General features: G+C 70.8%; 15 protein-coding genes and 1 tRNA gene. 8 read left to right on the forward strand and 8 right to left on the reverse strand.

The genetic code is table 11. The features are described from left to right. The first annotated feature begins 87 nt into the window (after nt 1–87). Nucleotides 88–546 carry a MarR family transcriptional regulator gene (locus ACGFJ7_RS03525; RefSeq protein ID WP_360242726.1) on the forward strand — a complete coding sequence of 153 codons (459 nt, stop codon included), beginning with the start codon at nt 88–90 and terminating at the stop codon, nt 544–546. Here ACGFJ7_RS03525 and thrC read toward each other — a convergent pair. The 4 genes from thrC to argS all read right to left on the reverse strand — a co-directional run bounded on the left by thrC (nt 532) and on the right by argS (nt 6017). Continuing rightward, nucleotides 532–1581, reverse strand: a complete 1050-nt coding sequence (gene thrC, locus ACGFJ7_RS03530; RefSeq protein ID WP_360242729.1) for a threonine synthase — start codon at nt 1579–1581, stop codon at nt 532–534. The genes ACGFJ7_RS03525 and thrC overlap by 15 nt on opposite strands. Nucleotides 1582–1660: 79 nt before the next feature. Then, nucleotides 1661–2968 carry a homoserine dehydrogenase gene (locus ACGFJ7_RS03535; RefSeq protein WP_360242732.1) on the reverse strand — a complete coding sequence of 436 codons (1308 nt, stop codon included), beginning with the start codon at nt 2966–2968 and terminating at the stop codon, nt 1661–1663. Beyond that, nucleotides 2965–4350 carry a diaminopimelate decarboxylase gene (gene lysA, locus ACGFJ7_RS03540; RefSeq protein WP_392640657.1) on the reverse strand — a complete coding sequence of 462 codons (1386 nt, stop codon included), beginning with the start codon at nt 4348–4350 and terminating at the stop codon, nt 2965–2967. The genes ACGFJ7_RS03535 and lysA overlap by 4 nt, the downstream gene beginning before the upstream one ends. 2 nt (nt 4351–4352) lie before the next feature. Beyond that, nucleotides 4353–6017, reverse strand: a complete 1665-nt coding sequence (gene argS / locus ACGFJ7_RS03545; protein WP_392640659.1) for an arginine--tRNA ligase — start codon at nt 6015–6017, stop codon at nt 4353–4355. A 101-nt stretch (nt 6018–6118) separates the two neighbouring features. On the opposite strand from argS, the gene ACGFJ7_RS03550 reads away from it, so the two are divergent. The 5 genes from ACGFJ7_RS03550 (at nt 6119) to ACGFJ7_RS03570 (ending at nt 10808) form a co-directional block, all read left to right on the forward strand. Continuing rightward, nucleotides 6119–6925, forward strand: coding sequence for a DUF3105 domain-containing protein (locus ACGFJ7_RS03550; protein ID WP_360242741.1), 807 nt, complete (start codon nt 6119–6121; stop codon nt 6923–6925). Beyond that, nucleotides 6925–7590, forward strand: coding sequence for a DUF305 domain-containing protein (locus ACGFJ7_RS03555; RefSeq protein ID WP_392640662.1), 666 nt, complete (start codon nt 6925–6927; stop codon nt 7588–7590). Before ACGFJ7_RS03550 ends, ACGFJ7_RS03555 begins: the two co-directional genes overlap by 1 nt. A 75-nt stretch (nt 7591–7665) precedes the next feature. Next, nucleotides 7666–7737 (forward strand) — tRNA-Arg (locus tag ACGFJ7_RS03560). A gap of 1424 nt (nt 7738–9161) precedes the next feature. After that, nucleotides 9162–10418: an acyltransferase gene (locus ACGFJ7_RS03565; protein WP_360242747.1), complete on the forward strand. Its 1257-nt coding sequence runs from the start codon at nt 9162–9164 to the stop codon at nt 10416–10418. Nucleotides 10419–10496: 78 nt separating this feature from the next. Continuing rightward, nucleotides 10497–10808 carry a hypothetical protein gene (locus tag ACGFJ7_RS03570; RefSeq protein ID WP_392640665.1) on the forward strand — a complete coding sequence of 104 codons (312 nt, stop codon included), beginning with the start codon at nt 10497–10499 and terminating at the stop codon, nt 10806–10808. On the opposite strand, the gene ACGFJ7_RS03575 is transcribed toward ACGFJ7_RS03570, so the two are convergent. Further along, nucleotides 10796–11584, reverse strand: coding sequence for an isocitrate lyase/phosphoenolpyruvate mutase family protein (locus ACGFJ7_RS03575; RefSeq protein WP_360242753.1), 789 nt, complete (start codon nt 11582–11584; stop codon nt 10796–10798). The two genes, ACGFJ7_RS03570 and ACGFJ7_RS03575, sit on opposite strands and share 13 nt — an antisense overlap. Nucleotides 11585–11658: 74 nt before the next feature. Here ACGFJ7_RS03575 and ACGFJ7_RS03580 point away from each other — a divergent pair, with 74 nt between their 5' ends. Next, nucleotides 11659–12552 carry a helix-turn-helix domain-containing protein gene (locus ACGFJ7_RS03580; RefSeq protein WP_360243609.1) on the forward strand — a complete coding sequence of 298 codons (894 nt, stop codon included), beginning with the start codon at nt 11659–11661 and terminating at the stop codon, nt 12550–12552. Here ACGFJ7_RS03580 and ACGFJ7_RS03585 read toward each other — a convergent pair. Next, nucleotides 12549–14021, reverse strand: coding sequence for a protein kinase (locus tag ACGFJ7_RS03585; RefSeq protein ID WP_360242756.1), 1473 nt, complete (start codon nt 14019–14021; stop codon nt 12549–12551). The genes ACGFJ7_RS03580 and ACGFJ7_RS03585 overlap by 4 nt on opposite strands. A gap of 110 nt (nt 14022–14131) precedes the next feature. On the opposite strand from ACGFJ7_RS03585, the gene ACGFJ7_RS03590 reads away from it, so the two are divergent. Further along, nucleotides 14132–15847, forward strand: a complete 1716-nt coding sequence (locus ACGFJ7_RS03590) for a CocE/NonD family hydrolase (RefSeq protein ID WP_360242759.1) — start codon at nt 14132–14134, stop codon at nt 15845–15847. Here ACGFJ7_RS03590 and ACGFJ7_RS03595 read toward each other — a convergent pair. Together ACGFJ7_RS03595 and ACGFJ7_RS03600 are read right to left on the reverse strand one after the other, a co-directional pair. Further along, nucleotides 15813–16172: a nuclear transport factor 2 family protein gene (locus ACGFJ7_RS03595; protein ID WP_360242762.1), complete on the reverse strand. Its 360-nt coding sequence runs from the start codon at nt 16170–16172 to the stop codon at nt 15813–15815. The genes ACGFJ7_RS03590 and ACGFJ7_RS03595 overlap by 35 nt on opposite strands. 8 nt (nt 16173–16180) lie before the next feature. Then, on the reverse strand, nt 16181–17326 hold the full coding sequence (locus ACGFJ7_RS03600; protein WP_360242765.1) for a serine hydrolase domain-containing protein: 1146 nt from the start codon (nt 17324–17326) through the stop codon (nt 16181–16183). Between the last annotated feature and the right edge of the window lie 6 nt (nt 17327–17332).

Here is a 17332-nt window from a genome sequence, read left to right on the forward strand (position 1 = left end):
ATGGTTTTTCCCCGGGGGGCACTGGTAGCGTCGGCCACCAGATGGCAACAGGACGGCCATCAGAGCGTCACAGGGAAAGGGCCGTCGGTGGCCGAGAAAGAACAGCTCATCGCGGACATTATGGGCGCGCAGCATCGGCTCCAGGACCTGATCGCCGAGGACCAGGCCGATCCGCTGTTCTCGTCGCACCTGACGTTGTCGCAGCTCAAGATACTCATGCTGCTCGCACGGCACGGCAATGTGCCGTTCGGCGAGCTCGCCGGCCTGCTCGGGGTCGGTGCCGCCGCGCTCAGCGGCATGATCGACCGCCTCGTCGTGCAGGACCTGGTGACCCGCACGGAGGATCTGCACGATCGGCGGGTACGCCGGATCGGGCTGTCACGGTCGGGCAGCGAGCTCATCGGAAGCATCTTCAACGCCGGCGAGGCGAAGATGCGCGCGCTCCTCAGCCGTCTCTCAGCCGAGGAGCTCGATCGGGTCGCTCAGGCGATGCTGCTGCTCGTCAAGGTCGCCGACGAGCAGTGGGGCGGCTCAGGCCAGGCCTAGCTCGCGGGCCGCGATCAGCACGTCGTTCTGGATCGTGGTCGGCGACGGGGCCGTCGAGATGGCCCACTCCGGGTCCTTGAGGCCGTGACCGGTGACCGTGCAGACCACCCGCGAGCCGGCGGGCACCTTGCCCGCCTGCGCCTGCTGGAGCAGCCCGGCCACGCTGGCCGCGCTGGCCAGCTCGACGAAGACGCCGACCTCGCGGGCCAGCACCCGGTAGGCCGAAAGGATCTCCCGGTCGGTGACCGCCTCGATCAGGCCGCCCGAGGCGTCGCGGGCGTCGAGCGCCTTGGTCCAGCTGGCCGGGTTGCCGATGCGGATCGCGGTGGCGATCGTGGACGGTTCCTCGACGACCTTGCCGGTGACGATCGGCGCCGCGCCGGACGCCTGGAACCCGTACATCTTGGGAAGCTTGGTGCTGTTACCGGCGTCCTTGTCCTCGCGGTAACCCATCCAGTACGCGGAGATGTTGCCCGCGTTGCCGACCGGCAGGCAGTGGATGTCGGGGGCGTCGCCGAGCGCCTCGACGATCTCGAACGAGGCCGTCTTCTGCCCGTGCAGCCGGAAGATGTTCACCGAGTTGACCAGGGCGACCGGGAAGTCCTGCGACAGCTTGGAGGCGAGCGCCAGGCAGTCGTCGAAGTTACCGTTGACCTGAAGCAGCTTGGCCCCGTGGACCAGGGCCTGGGCCAGCTTGCCGAGCGCGATCTTGCCCTGCGGCACGAGCACCGCACAGGTGAGGCCGGCCCGGGCCGCGTAGGCGGCGGCCGACGCGCTGGTGTTGCCGGTGGAGGCGCAGATGATCGCCTTGGCACCGTCCTCGACCGCCTTGGACACGGCCATGGTCATGCCACGGTCCTTGAACGAGCCGGTCGGGTTGGCCCCCTCGACCTTGAGGTAGACGTCGGCGCCGGTGCGCTGCGACAGCACCGGGGCGGGCACGAGCGGCGTGTTGCCCTCGTGCAACGTGACCACGGGGGTGGCGTCGGTGACCGGCAGCCGGTCCCGGTACGCCTCGATCAGTCCCCGGTACATGATCGTCTCCTCACCTAGGCCGGTCTACAGGGTGCCGCAACTCGCCGAATTTTGAGACTATCGGTCCAGCATGCGGGATTCAGACGCCGCCCTCGACGCGCAGGACGCTCGCGATGGACCGGACGATCTCGAGCCGGGTCAGCGACTCGACCGTGGCGGCCAGGTTCGCGTCCGGGGCGCCGTGGGTGACGATGACCAGCTTGGCGTCCTCCTCGCGGCCCGACTGGCGCACGGTCGCGATCGACACCTCGTGCTGGGCGAAGACGCCGGCCACGGCGGCCAGCACACCCGGACGGTCGTCGACGTCGAGGTTGATGTGGTAGCGCGTGACGGCGGCGCCGATCGGGCGTACCGGCAGGTGGGCATAGTTGCTCTCGCTCGGCGCCCGGGTGCCGGCGAGCCGGTTGCGGGCCGCCGCCACGATGTCGCCCAGCACCGCGCTCGCGGTCGGCCGCCCGCCCGCGCCGCGGCCGTAGAACATCAGCTGGCCGGCCGCGTCGGCCTCGACGAAGACGGCGTTGAAGGCGTCGCCGACGCTGGCCAGCGGGTGGCTGCGCGGGATCATCGCCGGGTGCACGCGGACGCTCACCGATTCCTGGCCGGTCTCGTCCGGGCCCCGCTCGGCGATGCAGAGCAGCTTGATCGTGCAGCCCATCTCCTGCGCGCTGGCCATGTCGCCGGCGGTCACGCCGGTCATGCCCTCGCGGAAGACGTCCTCGGCGGTGACCCGGGTGTGGAACGCGAGCGAGGCCAGGATGGCCGCCTTGGCCGCGGCGTCGAAGCCCTCGACGTCGGCGGTCGGGTCGGCCTCGGCGTACCCGAGCTCGGTCGCCTCGTCCAGGGCCTCGCTGAAGCCGGCGCCGGTGGCGTCCATCGACGACAGGATGAAGTTGGTGGTGCCGTTCACGATGCCGGTGACCCGGGTGACCCGGTCGCCGTGCAGCGACTCGCGCAGCGGGCGCAGCAGCGGGATCGCGCCGGCCACGGAGGCCTCGTAGTAGAGGTCGGCGTTGCCCTCGGCGGCCGCGTCGTGCAGCGAGCCGCCGTCCTCGGCCAGCAGCGCCTTGTTGGCGGTGACGACGCTCTTGCCGGCGCGCAGCGCCTCGACCAGCCACGAGCGGGCCGGCTCGATGCCGCCGACCACCTCGATCACCACGTCGACGTCGTCGCGCTTGACCAGGCCGAGCGCGTCGGTGGTGAACAGCGCCGGGTCGACCGGGAGGTCACCGCGCTCGCGGCCGAGACGGCGCACCGCGATCCCGACGATCTCCAGGGGCGCGCCGATCCGGGCCGTCAGGTCCGCGGCCTGGTCGTGCAGCAGGCGAACCACTTCCGAACCGACGGTGCCGCAGCCCAGCAGGGCCAGGCGAACCGGTTTCACACTCATCCGACATCCAATGCGAGCAGGTCGTCCTCGGTCTCCCGGCGCACGATCACGCGCGAGGCGCCGTCGCGCACCGCCACCACCGGCGGCCGCGGGACGTGGTTGTAGTTGCTGGCCATGCTCCGGCAGTACGCGCCGGTGCCGGGCACCGCGAGAAGATCTCCGGGCTGCACGTCCGCGGGCAGGAATTCATCCTTCACGACGATGTCCCCGGATTCACAATGCTTTCCCACCACGCGGGCCAGCATCGGCTCGGCGGAGCTCTCCCGGCTCGCCACGGTGGCCGAGTACGAGGCGTCGTACAGGGCCGTACGGATGTTGTCGCTCATCCCGCCGTCGACGCTCACGTAGGTGCGGATGCCGTCGACGTCCTTGACCGTGCCCACCTCGTACAGGGTGAAGACGGCGGGACCGACGATGGCCCGGCCCGGCTCGATGGAGATCTTCGGCTTCGGCAGCGAGACCAGGTCGCACTCGCTCTCGATGATCTTGTTGAGCCGCTTGGCCAGGTCACCCGGCGTGGAGGGGGTGTCCTGGGTGGTGTACGCGATGCCGAAGCCGCCACCGAGGTCGAGGTCGGGCAGCACGACGCCGCGGGCGTCGCGGATCTGCGCCTGGAGGTCGATGATGCGGCGGGCCGACACCTCGAAGCCGCTGGTGTCGAAGATCTGCGAGCCGATGTGCGAGTGCAGGCCCTTGAGCTCGAGTTTGTTCTCGTCGAGGATCTTGAGGGCCGCCGTCAGCGCGGCGCCGCCGGCCAGCGAGAAGCCGAACTTCTGGTCCTCGTGCGCCGTGGCGATGAACTCGTGGGTGTGAGCCTCGACACCCACCGTGACGCGCACGAGGACGTTCGGCCGCTTCCCCGCCCTTTCCGACATGTCGCTCAAGCGGTCGATCTCCTGAAAAGAGTCCACGATGATGCGGCCGACACCCGCGTCGAGGGCTCGCTGCAGTTCGGAGATCGACTTGTTGTTGCCGTGGAAGCCCATCCGCTCCGGCGGAAAGCCGGCTTTGAGCGCCACCGCCAGCTCGCCGCCCGAGCAGACGTCGAGGAAGAGACCCTCCTCCTCGATGATCCGTACGACCGCCTTGCAGAGGAACGACTTGCCGGCGTAGAACACGTCGGCGTCACCGAACGCGCTCGCGAACTCCCGGCACCGCGACCGCAGGTCGTCCTCGTCGAGCAGGTAGGCCGGCGTGCCGTGCTCGGCGGCCAGATCGGCCACGCTCACGCCGCCGATCTCCAGGTTTCCCGCCTCCGCGCGGCTGACCGTCCGCGGCCACAGCTCCGGCACGAGGGCGTTGACATTCTCGGGGGTACGCAGCCACGCCGGTCCCCGGTGCCCGAGGTCGCCGTGCAGCGCCCCGGCCTCATGCGCGCGCATCCCTACATCCTTTCGGGCGCCGAGACGCCGAGCAGGCCCAAACCGTTGGCAATCACCGTACGGGTGGCGTCGTTCAGCCAGAGCCGCGCGCGGTGGGTGTCGGTGACCGGCTCGTCGCCCTGCGGCGTGACCCGGCACTCGCTGTAGAAGCGGTGGTACGCCCCGGCCAGCTCCTCGAGGTACCGGGCGACGTGGTGCGGCTCGCGCAGCTGCGCGCTCCGGGCCACCACCTCCGGGTACTCGCCGAGAGTCTTGAGAAGCTCGTTCTCCTTCTCGTGGACGAGCAGCTCGGGCTTGAAGTCGCCGGCCTCGCCGCGGGTCACGCCCTTGTCCCGCGCGTTGATGGCGACGTTGAACGTCCGGGCCGCCACGTACTGCACGTAGTAGACCGGGTTCTCGTTGCTGGCCCGGGTCCAGATCTCGATGTCCAGGTTGATCGGCGAGTCGGACGAGTAGCGGGCCAGCGCGTACCGCGTGGCGTCGACACCCAGCGCGTCGACGAAGTCCTCCAGGGTCACGACCGTGCCGGCGCGCTTGCTCATCCGTACCGGCTCGCCGTCACGCACGAGATTGACCAGCTGGCCGATGAGGATCTCGAGGTTCTTGGCGGGATCGTCGCCGAAGCAGGCCGACATGGCCTTCATGCGGCCGATGTAGCCGTGGTGGTCGGCGCCCAGCATGATCACGACGCGGTCGAAGCCCCGCTTGCGCTTGTCGAGGTAGTAGGCGCAGTCGGCCGCGAAGTAGGTCCAGTCGCCGTCCGATTTGCGCAGCACGCGGTCCTTGTCGTCACCGAACTCGGTGGTACGCAGCCAGGTGGCGCCGTCGGACTCGAAGATGTGCCCCTGCTCGCGCAGCCGGTCGAGGGCCTCCTGCAACTCGCCCCGGTCGTGCAGGTCCTTCTCGTTGAAGTACGTGTCGAAGTGCACCCCGAACTCGGTCAGCGACTGCTTGATCTCGGCGAACATCAGCTCCACGCCGACGCGCCGGAAGGTCTCGAGAGCTTCGACATCATCGAGCTTGAGTACGTCGGGAGCCTCGGCCACGACCGCGGTCGCGATCTCCGCGATGTACGCGCCGCCGTAGCCGTCCTCGGGGGCGGGCTCGCCCTTGGCGCTGGCCAGCAGCGACTTGGCGAACCGGTCGATCTGCGAGCCGGCGTCGTTGAAGTAGTACTCCGTGCCGACCGTGGCGCCGGCCGCGCGCAACAGCCGGGAGAGCGCGTCGCCGACCGCGGCCCAGCGGACGCCGCCGATGTGCACCGGGCCGGTCGGGTTGGCCGAGACGAACTCGAGGTTGATCTTCTCGCCGGTCAGCGCGCCCGAATGCCCGTACTCCGAACCGGCCAGAACGATGTCCCGGGCCAGCACCCCCGCCGCGGCGGCGTCGAGCCGGATGTTCAGGAAGCCCGGGCCGGCGATCTCCACCGACTTGACGCCCGGCTGACTGCTCAGCTCCTCGGCCAGCGCGGCGGCCAGCTCGCGCGGCGCCACCCCGGCCTTCTTGCCCAGTTGCAGGGCGAGCGTCGAGGCGTAGTCGCCGTGCTCGGGGTTGCGGGGCCGCTCCACCGTCGTCGTCTCCGGCAGCGCGGAGAGGTCGAGGCCGCGGGTCTCGAACACGGCACGAGCAGCTGAGAGAACGGTGGAAGCAAGGTTGGCGGGAGTCACTCAACCATGCTATCGGGGGTAGACTTCGACGCTCGGTGGCCACCCGCGCACCGGTTTCCCCCTCCTGACGAATCCCCTCTCCTGACGAACGACGAGGAACGATGAGCATGAGCACGCCGGGTCCCGAGCGGGTCCCGTCCACCGTCAAGGTCGGCAAGACCTCCGGTCAGGGCAAGCCGCCCGCGGGAGGTTCACGCCCCGGCGCGTCTCGTCCCGGCGCCAAGAAATCGGCGCCCGGCAAGGGAGGCAAGGGCCGCAAGCCCGTCACCCCGGTCAAGGTCGCCGGAGGCCGCAACTGGGGCCCCCTCGCGGTGGCCGGAGTCGTCGTGCTGATCGCGGTCGGCATCATCGGCTACGGCGTGTTCGCCGCGGTCAAGGGCGGCGGCAGCTGGGAAGACCGCGTCAACGCCATCGACGGCGTCGTCGACTACCGCGCGCAGAAAAACGCGGCGATCGACGCGCGGGACCACAAGGAAGGCGCCCTGAAGTACGTGACGAGCCCGCCGGTCGGCGGCGCGCACAACGGCGTCTGGCAGAACTGCATGGGCGACATCTACGACCAGCCCATCGCCGACGAGCACGCGGTGCACAGCCTCGAGCACGGCGCGGTCTGGGTGACGTACAAGCCCGGCCTGGCCGCCGACCAGATCGACGAGCTGAAGAAGAAGGTCCAGGGCCAGGACTACATGCTCATGTCGCCCTACGCCGGCCTCGACAAGAACATCTCCGTGCAGGTCTGGGGCTACCAGCTCAAGGTCGACGACGCCGACGACAGCCGGATCGGCGAGTTCATCAAGAACGCGCGGCTCAACGCCTCCATGGAGCCCGGCGCGGCCTGCTCCAGCGGCAACACGACCACCGGCCCGGTGACCGCCTCCGCCCCCGGCACCGGCATGACGGGCAAGTAATGCCCGTCACCACCGACCCGGGAGCGGCGGCCACCGTCGCCGCCCCGGACGGAGGCCCCGGAGGCGCCCGCCGCTTCGGCCCGTGGTGGCTCGTCGCCACCCTCGTGCTGGGGCTGGCCCTGGGCCTGGGCGGCGGCGTCCTCATCCCCCGCCTCACCCACCCCGGCGACGACTCCGTCGAAGCCGGCTTCCTGCGCGACATGTCGACCCACCACGCCCAGGCCGTGGAAATGTCGATGATCGCCCACGCCGACTCGACAAACGCCCGCATCGTCACCCTCTCCGGTGACATAGCCCTGACCCAGCACGGCCAGATCGGCTACATGCAGGCCTGGCTACGCGGCTGGGGCCTCAGCCCCACCAGCTCGGCCGAGCCGATGGCCTGGATGCCCGACGCCGCCGGCTCGGTGGTCAACGGCCTCATGCCCGGCATGGCCACCCCCGAACAGCTGGCCCAGCTGCGCGAGGCCAACGGCAAAGACCTCGACATCCAGTTCCTGACCCTGATGCGCCAGCACCACCTCGGCGGCATCCACATGGCCCAGGAAATCCTCAAGCTCTCCGACAACAAAGACGTCACCTGGCTGGCCCAAACCATGGTCACCGGCCAGCAGAGCGAGATCAACCTGATCGACCAGCTCCTGAAAGGCCTCCAGGCCAGCTGACAGCCGTGAAGCGCCGCCAACCCGTATCCGGTTGGCGGCGCTTCCACAGGGCCTGCTAGAGTTCTGAACCACTGAGCCCCCGTAGCTCAGGGGATAGAGCGTCGCCCTCCGGAGGCGAAAGCGCAGGTTCGAATCCTGCCGGGGGCACGAGCATCTGGGTGTCCCCTGTCCGCGGAGTGCGCGGACCTGGGATGCCCGTTTCTATTTCTGGGGCCCGAGCCCCAGACCCCACGCCGTGGGGAGGTCCCCCGGATCCCCCATCTCGGTGGTTGCGCTGGGTGTGGTCGTTGCGCTGGGGACGGGTCCCCCGACCCGCTGGGCGCGCTGGGAGTGGTGGGTGCGCTGGGGACGGGTCCCCCGACCCGCTGGGCGCGCTGGGAGTGGTGGGTGCGCTCGGGACTGATCTCCTAACCCGCTGGGCGCGCTGGGAGTGGTGGGGGCGCTCGGGACTGATCTCCTAACCCGATGGGTGCGCTCGGGACGGATTCGTTACCTCGGTGGTTGCGCTCTGGGGACGGGTTTGCTGCCAGCATCACTGATTTGCCCTTCTCCGGTGGTGGCTGCCCTCTTCGGCATTGGGCTGGGCCTTCTCTTCTGCGCTTCTTCGGCCTCGGGTGTGCCGCGTCGCTGTATGCCGTTGGCGCTGCTGTCTCGGGGGCCGCTTCGGCGATCGCTACCGGCGGTGGGGTTCTCCTTTAGGTTGGTGCTCGGCGGTTGCTGGACGGGCGTCGACGGCGGTTCCGTCGACTCCATTCGGCTCGGCGCGGCCAGTACGCCGGCGCCGGCTGTTGGCGCTCCTCCGGCCGTCGCCGGGGCCGAGATGGGCTGGCTGTTTAGCCTCGGTAGTGGCTCGACGTCGGCGGCTGCCGGGCGATATCCGCGATCGTTGCGGCCACGGTCTTGTTGCAGCTACCGCTAGCGCTGCTGGCCGCCGGCGCCACCCCGCTGCCCGCTGGTCCGTCGGCCGCCAGTGCTGGCGCCGCTGCTCTTGGCGCTACGCCACGCCGAGGGCTACCGCCAAGCACCTACCGGCACCGGCTGTCCATCAACCCCGCCGCCATTCCGCTGACGCTGACGCTGACGCTGCGGGCGCTACCTTCACTCTCCCTTGGCCCGGTGCTACCCACCGCTCACTGTGCTCCTGCTGCCACCTCGGCCGCGACTGCCGCCACTTGCGACGCTGCAGCCTCGTCCCCGTTGCGCCGCCTCAGCGCTGCAACCGCCGCTGTTCCCGGCGCCGCCGTCGTTCCGGGAGCTGCCGTCGTCGCTGCTCCCGGCGGTGCCGTCGCTGCCGGGGGCTGGCGTCGTCGCTGTTGCCGGCGGTGCTGTCGCTGCGGGGCTGCCGGCGTCGCTGGTTTCGGCGGTGGCGGTTGTGAGGTCTGGTGACGTCGCTGTTCTGGTGGTGCTGCTTTGGGTTGGGTGCGGCTGCCGGGGTGGGGCTGGGCGGTGCCGGGGGTGTCGGGTTGGGGTGGGTTTGGGGGAAGGAGTTTCGGGTTGGGGTTGGGGCGGTGCGGGGTGGGCGGGTAGATTCCCGTGGCTGCGGACTGCCACTTAGAAAGGTGCCCCGCTCGATGGCTGGGACGACTCAGTTAGGACCTCACGCGCGCAAGCCGGAACTCAAAGCCCTGACCGGGCTGCGGGCCGTCGCTGCGATCGCGGTTGTCGTGTCACATGTGGGAGTGCCCAAAAGCCTCCCGAAGGACTTCGCGGACATCGCCCACTACGGATACATCGGAGTGCCGCTGTTCTTCATGCTCTCCGGCGTCGTGCTGGCGTACAACTACCCCGAGCTGAACGTGCGGCAAGGGCGACGGACGATCAAGTTCTACGTGGCGCGCATCGCGCGGGTCATGCCGCTGTACTGGGTGATGATCGCGTACTGCTTCTTCTTCTACGCGGCGGTCAACCACAAGCAGTTCCCGTCGGCGCTGGTGCAGAACATCTTCGCCGTGCAGACCTGGGGGCCCGACCTTCTGGTCGCGCAGTCGTACTACAACGGGCCGGGCTGGTCGATCGGTGCCGAGCTCTTCTTCTACGCCACGTTCCCGTTCCTGGTGCCGGTCGTGGCGCGGATCGCGAAGCGATGGGGGCCGCGGGGGCTCGTCATCGTCATCGCGGCGGTCGCCGCGCTGACCGTGGCGCTGGTCGTGCTGTTCACCGTTCGCGGGTGGGCCACCCTGCCGGCCGCCGACCCGGCGTCGGCTCACCGCTGGCTGTACCGCAACCCGCTGTGCCAGCTGCCGATCTTCATCGCCGGCATGGCCATCGCTTTCCTGCTTCCGCATGTACGCCATTGGGGCAGCGTCACCCACAACGTCATCCAGACTGCCGTTCCGCTCTACGTGCTGCTGCTCGCGGCGTTCCGTGGGGAAGGCGGCTTCTGGGGCGCCGCCAGCTTCGGGGCGTTCTTCGTGATCCCGTTCACGCTGGCCATGCTGTCGCTCGGGTCCGGGCGGGGCTGGCTGGCCCGGATCCTGTCGACCAAGCCGATGGTCACGCTGGGTGTGGCCAGCTTCGCGCTCTACCTGACCCACCGGTGGCTGGTGTGGCAGCTCAGCTCGTACGACCCGATCGTCAAGGGGCACGGCACCGACCCGTACTTCGGCTTCATCCTGACCATCGCCGTTCTGCTGCTCGTCGGCGAGGGCGCGCACCGGTACGTGGAGGAGCCCGCCCGCCGCTGGATCATGAACCTGAGCAAGAAGGTGGGCCGTCGTTTCCCGGCCCGCCGCCAGCCGCAGCACGAGGCTCACCAGGTGCGTGAGGCCCACGACGGCCGGGACGCGCCGACCGAGGTTCTCGAGCTTCAGCAACCGGTCGCCCGCTGATTGGTGACGCGCGAGACAGCTTCGGTTATCAGCTGACGGCGCCGGGTAAGCCCAGCCCCGAGAGGGAAGGGGATAGCAATGAGCAGGGAGAACTTCAACACCGAGGCGGCCGAGGGTGAGCGCGACCGCCGGTTCCACGGCGGCCGCCCCGCGCACCTCGACGACGACGAGCTGGCTCGCCGCACCGAGGAGGAGCGGGCCGAGGCCGGCGTCACCGCGTACGACCGGGGTGCCGTGCCGCCGGCCACCGACGACCCGGTGCCGTACGACCCGCAGGCCGACAGCATCGAGCAGGACATCGAGAGTGTGACGGCCCGGCAGGAGGCGGAGGGCGAGAACGTTCCCCTCAGCAAGGACAACCCGTTCCCGCCGACCCGTTACGCGGAATAGCGCATCAGGTCGTTGAGCTCGCCGAAGTCGTAGGCTTCGGCGAGCTCTTTCGCATAGGTGCCCTGGCTGAGGGCCTCCGTGGTGACGCGGCGGAACAGGTCGTACGCGGTCTGGGCCACCGATGAGCCGAGGCTGACCCGGGCCACGCCGAGCTTGGCCAGTTCGCCGACCGTGGGCGCGCCCGGGCCGGTCAGGACGTTGAGCGGCGCGGCGACGCGCTCGGCCAGCTGGGCCACCGTGGACGGTTCGGTCACGCCCGGCACGAAGACGCCGTCGGCGCCGGCCTCGACCAGTGTGGCCGCCCGGGCCACGGTCTCCGCCAGGTCACCCCGGCCGCGCAGGTAGGCGTCGAGCCGCGCGTTGATGAACAGGCCGTCGCCGGCGGCGGCCCGGGCGGCCGCGATCCGGGCCGCCTGCTCTTCGACGGTCCGGTCGCCGTCCTCGATGTTCACTCCGACCGCGCCGGCCGCGACCACCAGCCGTACCGTCTCGGCGACGTCCGCCGGTGTCACCCCGAAGCCCGACTCGATGTCGGCCGTCACGGGCACCGGGACGGCGGCCACGACCCGGCGGATCACGGCGATCGCCTGGCCACGGTCGAGGGCGTCCCCGTCCGGGGCGCCGAGGCTCCAGGCGACGCCGGCGCTGGTCGTGGCGACGGCCGGCGAGCCCGCGGCCGCGGCGATCCGGGCGGTGGCGGCGTCCCAGGCGTTGACCAGGACGAGCGGGTTGCCGGGGGTGTGCAGGGACCGGAAGAGAGCAGCTTTTTCGTTCACGGGACCGAGTCTTCGCGATGGGCTGCCGGGACCGTAAGGTTTGAGCTCCAGCTAAAACCACGGAGTCGGAATTGGTGGCCATCGCCCTGTCCGCGACCTCCGCCACGCGCGTCCGCTTCGCCGTGTCGTGCCTCTGGGAGGTGCTCGCCGCCGTACGCGGGAAGAGGAACGCCGCCCCCGGCGGTCTGCTGGCCCAGCTGGTGGCGCCGACCGGTGGTTACACGCCGGACTTCCTGACGCCGGCCCCGGCCGGGCTCGCGCCCGACCTCGACCTCGAGCTGGCCGGTCTGCTGGCGACTTCCCCCGAGGTCGTACGGGCCCAGGTGGCGCTGATGGCGTCGCCCGTACGCGCGCTCCACGACGATCCGGTCACCGGCCTGACCCGGCTGGCCGAGGAGGTCGCGGAGTACTGGGCCGTTGCCGTCCGGCCGGACTGGCCGCGGATGCGGGGCGTGCTCGACGCCGAGGTGCAGCGTCAGGCCCGGCGGCTCGCGTCGCGGGGCGCCGACGTGGTCCTGAACGATCTGCACCCCAGTGTCAGCTGGGCGGACGGGATCCTTCGGGTCGATCAGCCGCACTGCCTGGCGCCGGACGTGCCCGCCGGCAGCGGCCTGGTGCTGATTCCGTCCGTGTTCGTCTGGCCCACGGTTTTGACCGTGTCGGCCGGTGAGGTCCCCCAGATCGCGTACCCGGCCCGCGGCGTGGCCCGGTTGTGGGAGCGGTCCACCCGGCCGTCGGACGCGTTGACGGCGGTGCTGGGCCGGGGACGCGCCCGGGTCCTGACGGAGTTGTCCACGCCGCTGTCGACGACCGAGCTGGCCCGCCGGACGGGCCTCACCGCGGGTGGCGTGTCACAGCATCTGGGCACGCTGCGGGCCGCCGGGCTGGTCACCACCCATCGGCAGGGCCGGGCCCTGCTCAACAGCCGGACCCCGGTGGCCGACGCCCTGCTGTCCGCCGCCGGTTAGAGGGGCAGGACCACCGGCGTCGGGCGGCCGGCGACGCAGGTCACGGTGATGCGGTACTTCTTGGCCGGCTGGCCGGCCTCGACCTCGGTGTCGGCCGTGGCGAAGAGGATCCGCGCGGTGAACGCCGGACCGGCCTCGATCTCCTTGGCGGTGTAGCCGGCCGCGGGCTCCCAGCCGGTCAGCCGGGCCTTCCCCCGCTCGCAGACGGCGTAGACCGATCCGCCGGCCGAGCCGATCCGCCGGCCCTCGGGTGGCGCGGCCGACGCGGGCGGGGGCGCCTCGGCCGAGTCGCTGGGGGTGGGGGTCACGCTGCCGGTCGGCACGAGCGGCAGCAGCGGCGCGTCCACCGACGGCGGAGGTCCACTGGCGACGGTGGCCGGCGGCCCCGATGAGGCGGTGACGACCGGCGCGGGGGCGCCGCGAGTGGCGCGGACCGTCGGTGCGCCCAGTCCACGGCTCGCCGCGGGCCCGGGCGAGGTGGGCGCGGCGACCGCCTGCGGCCGCCGCTCGGCCTGCTCGTCGCCGGTCAGGCCCCAGAGCGCCAGCCCGCCGACGGTCAGGGCCACCGCCGCCGCACCGCCCGCGACGAGCCACTTGCGGCGGCGGACCGGGGGCTGCGGAACCTCCTCCACCAGCACGGTGGGACTTGGCATGGCCGCGGCCTCGGCCGCGTCGGCCAGGGTCACCGAGACCTCGCTCGCGGTGGGACGCTCCGCGGGGTCCTTGCGAAGACAGCGGGCGATGAGGTCGGCGACCGCCGGGGGCACCCCGGGCAGGTCGGGCAGGGGCGCCGGCTCGACGTAGACGTGGGCCTGCAACATCTGCGTGGTGCTCTCGACGCTCCACGGCGACTCGTGCGCGAGCAGGCGGTAGAGGAGCACACCGAGGGCGTACACATCGGAGGCGGGCTCGACCGCCGCGCCCGCCAGCCGTTCGGGGGCGAGGTAGGCCGGGGTGCCGACCAGCATCTCCTCGGGCTCGAGGCCGACCGCGGCCGCGATGCCGAAGTCGACGACCTTGGCGCCGGCCGGGGTGACCATGATGTTCGCCATCTTGATGTCGCGGTGGACCAGGCCGTCCGCGTGCGCCGCGGCCAGGGCCGCCGCCACCTCGCCGCAGATGCGGAAGACCTTGCGCGGCGGCAGCGGGCCGGACGCCACCCGCTGTTGAAGTGTGGGGCCGTTGATGAGCTCCATCACGACGTACGGCAATGGTGTGCCGGTCTCCGAGGCCTCGCCGAAGTCGTAGACCTGGGCGATGTTGGGGTGCGAGAGGGTCGCGGCGGCGCGGGCCTCGTCGCGGATGCGGGCGCGCGACTGCGGGTCGCCCGCGAAACGGGCGGCCAGAACCTTCACCGCGACCCGGCGCCCGAGCACCTCGTCGCGGGCGCGCCACACCACCGCCATGCCGCCGCTGCCGAGTTCACCGAGCAATTTGTATCGGCCGCCGAGTGTTTCCCGAACCTCCACCGTGGCAGTGTGCCCGTCCCGCCGGGAAATCGCACATCCGAGACCCACTCGAATGGCCTTCACATTCGCATTTGGCTTATTGTTTCGATGGCCCCGGGAAGGAATTGATCATGGCTTTTCGTTTCGCGGACGCGGCTCTCGGCCGATTGTTACGGGTCGCCTCGGCGACCAACGGCTACTCCGTCGCCGCCGTGCGCGTTCCGCTGCGCGACGGCGTCACCCTGGCCGCCGACCACTTCGCGCCGCGCGTTTCCCGGCCGAAAGGCACGGTGCTGATCCGCACCCCGTACGGCCGCGGCTTCCCGAGTTCGGCCCTGGAAGGACGGCTTTACGCCGCGCGCGGCTACCACGTCGTCATCCAGAGCGTGCGCGGCACTTTCGGCTCGGGCGGCTCGTTCCGCCCGATGGCGCAGGAGGCCGAGGACGGTCAGGACACGGTCGCCTGGCTGCGCGAACAGCCCTGGTTCGACGGCCGGCTGGCCACCATGGGCGCGTCCTATCTGGGCTGGGCGCAATGGGCACTGATGCGAGATCCACCGCCCGAACTGCGCGCCGCCATCGTCCTGGTCGGCCCGCATGATTTCCGCGAGGCGGTCTTCGGCACCGGCGCTTTCACCCTCGGAGATTTCCTCGGCTGGAGCGACATGATCGCCCATCAGGAGGACGGCGGACTGCTTTCCCGGGTACGCAACGGCGCCTCCGCGCCGCGCCGGCTCCGTCCCGCATTGACGGGCCTGCCGATGCCGGACGCGGCCGATCCGGTTCTGCGCGGCCGCGCGCCCTGGTATCGCGAATGGCTTTCACACCCCGACGGCGACGATCCGTGGTGGCAGCCGTATCGCGCCGGCGACGCCCTCTCCGCCGTTTCCACACCGACCCTTTTGATCGGTGGCTGGCAAGATCTTTTCTTGACTCAGACCCTTTTCCAGTACGAGTCCCTGCGCGCCCGTGGCGTCGATGTCGCCTTGACCGTCGGGCCGTGGACCCACCTGCAACTCGGCCTGCGGGGAGCCGGCGTCGTGGCCCGCGAGGGCCTGGCCTGGCTCGAGGAGCATCTGGCGGACGGTCCACCGGCCCGCCGTTCACCGGTCCGCGTCTACCGGACCGGTGAACGCCGCTGGCACGAGCTGCCCGCCTGGCCACCGGCGGCCACCCCCGCGGTCTTTCAGCTGCACGCCTCGCGCCGGCTCACGCTCTCCGCCTCCCCCGCGGCCACCCCACCGGCCGCCCCGGATTCGACACCCGCGGTTCCGGGCGTCGTCCGGGTCGGGCCCGAGGAGGGGACCGTGAGTTTCCGGTACGACCCGCGGCGGCCCACGCCGACCGTCGGCGGCCGCACCCTGACCGGCTCGATGGGCGTCAAGGACAACCGCGCGCTCGAGTCGCGGCCCGACGTGGTCACCTTCACCACCGACCCGCTGCCGACCGCCGTCGACGTGATCGGCTCACCGACGCTGGAGCTGGCCCTCGCGGTCGACCCGGCGCACGCCGACGTCTTCGTGCGCCTCTGCGACGTCGACGGGCACGGCCGCTCTCGCAACTTCTCCGACCAGCTGCATCGGCTCGACCCGTCCGTACCCGCCGGCGACGTGCACCATCTCTCGCTGACCATGGACTCGTGCTTCCACCGCCTGCGCGCCGGTCACCGCCTCCGGCTCCAGATCTCCGGTGGCTCGTTCCCGCGGTTCGCCCGCAACCCCGGCCTGCCCGGCACCCCCGCCGCGTCGCGCACCCTGGTTCCGTCGGTGCACACCATCCACTGTGCCGGGTCGCGCCTGCTGCTCCCGGTGGCTACGTCCGGGGGTGCTTCATCCACCACTCGGTGAACTGGCGCGCCTGGCCCAGGTGGTCCAGGCGCAGCACCCACAGATTGCTGTAGACGTCGTTGGGATAGACGGTCGTGGCCTCGATGATCGCCAGCTCCTCGGTGACCAGGACCGGATGCCACTCGAAGGTGGTGGAGCCGGGCTCGTCCTTGATCTCGAGCCACTTCTCGACGATCGTGTCGCGGCCCAGCCAGGGCTTGGCGTACGGCTCGGTGAAGTACGCCGCGTCCTCGGCGAACAGATCGCCGATGTGCCTCGGATCGTTCGTTTCCCAGGCCTTCCGATAGTTGCCGACCCACGCCGTCACCGCGTCGAGACTGGTCATCGCGCCTCCTAAGGACGGATGGTGTACGCCAGTTTGCCGAACTCGCCGAGCGTCCCGTTCCACAGCAGGTCCGAGACCTGGCTCAGCACGATCAACGTGACGCCCTCACGAGGGTCGTTGAACCACGTCGTGCCGCACCCGCCGGACCAGCCGTACCGCCCCGGCCCGGACACCTCGTCCGCCTTGACGGTGACGGCCAGACCGTAGCCCCATCCGCTGCCATCGAGGAAGAAGGAACCCGACTCGATCTGCTCCGGAGTCAGATGGTTGGTGGTCATCGCCTCGACGGACTTCTCCGAGAGCAGGCGCGTCCCCCCGTGTACCCCCTTGCCGAGCAGCAGCCGGGCGAAGGCCAGATAGTCGTCGGCGGTGGAGATCAGACCGCCCGACCCGGACGGGAACGCCGGCGGCCGGCTCCAGTCGCCCATCTCCTGGACCTCACCGTGCTCGTACTGCGTGGGGATCTCGGCGGCGAGCGGCAGCGGCAGCGAGAAGCCGGTGTGCCGCATGCCGAGCGGCTCGAAGATCCGCTCGCGCAGCAGGTCGCCGAGCGGCCGGCCGGCGGCCCGGGCCAGCAGCACGCTCAGCACGAGCGTGCCCGCGTTGTAGTTCCATCGCCGGCCCGGCTGGGTGATCAGCGGCAGCGACCCGAACCGCTTGATCCACTCGTCCGGGTCGTGCGGGATGCGCGGGAACATTCCGAGCATGTGCAGGTCGAGCTCCTGCCAGGCCCGGACGATCGGCCATGGCGGGTCGACCTGATCACCGTCGATGATCGCGCCGAAGCCCAACGTGAAGGTCAGCAGGTCCTCGACGGTGACCGGCCGCTCGGCCGCGACGGTCTCGCCGAGCGGGCCGTCGGGCCGGGCCAGCACCCGCTGTCCGGCGAGCTCGGGCAGGAATTTCGCGACCGGCTCCTCGAGGTCCAGGACGTCGTCCTCGGCGAGCATCAGGGTGGCCACGGCCATCACCGGTTTGGTCATCGAGGCGATCCGGAACGGCGTGTCCCGCCGCATCGGCACGTCCCCGCCGAACGCGGTCACTCCGACCGCCTCGACCAATACGTCGTCGCCCCGCGCGACCAGCGCGACCAGGCCCGGGAACTCGCCGCGCGCGACCCGCGCGGCCATCGCTTGCTGAAGCTGAGATGCCATGCCGTC

Source organism: Actinoplanes sp. NPDC048988 (assembly GCF_043197815.1).
In the GTDB taxonomy this organism is placed as follows: domain Bacteria; phylum Actinomycetota; class Actinomycetes; order Mycobacteriales; family Micromonosporaceae; genus Actinoplanes.

Excerpts from the sequence above, each read along its gene's own strand:
- ACGFJ7_RS03590 (WP_360242759.1), top strand. The coding sequence starts at position 14,132 with ATGGCTTTTCGTTTCGCGGACGCGGCTCTCGGCCGATTGTTACGGGTC.
- thrC (WP_360242729.1), bottom strand. The coding sequence starts at position 1,581 with ATGTACCGGGGACTGATCGAGGCGTACCGGGACCGGCTGCCGGTCACC.
- ACGFJ7_RS03600 (WP_360242765.1), bottom strand. The coding sequence starts at position 17,326 with ATGGCATCTCAGCTTCAGCAAGCGATGGCCGCGCGGGTCGCGCGCGGC.
- ACGFJ7_RS03595 (WP_360242762.1), bottom strand. The coding sequence starts at position 16,172 with ATGACCAGTCTCGACGCGGTGACGGCGTGGGTCGGCAACTATCGGAAG.
- ACGFJ7_RS03550 (WP_360242741.1), top strand. The coding sequence starts at position 6,119 with ATGAGCATGAGCACGCCGGGTCCCGAGCGGGTCCCGTCCACCGTCAAG.
- lysA (WP_392640657.1), bottom strand. The coding sequence starts at position 4,350 with ATGCGCGCGCATGAGGCCGGGGCGCTGCACGGCGACCTCGGGCACCGG.
- ACGFJ7_RS03555 (WP_392640662.1), top strand. The coding sequence starts at position 6,925 with ATGCCCGTCACCACCGACCCGGGAGCGGCGGCCACCGTCGCCGCCCCG.
- ACGFJ7_RS03570 (WP_392640665.1), top strand. The coding sequence starts at position 10,497 with ATGAGCAGGGAGAACTTCAACACCGAGGCGGCCGAGGGTGAGCGCGAC.
- ACGFJ7_RS03535 (WP_360242732.1), bottom strand. The coding sequence starts at position 2,968 with ATGAGTGTGAAACCGGTTCGCCTGGCCCTGCTGGGCTGCGGCACCGTC.
- ACGFJ7_RS03565 (WP_360242747.1), top strand. The coding sequence starts at position 9,162 with ATGGCTGGGACGACTCAGTTAGGACCTCACGCGCGCAAGCCGGAACTC.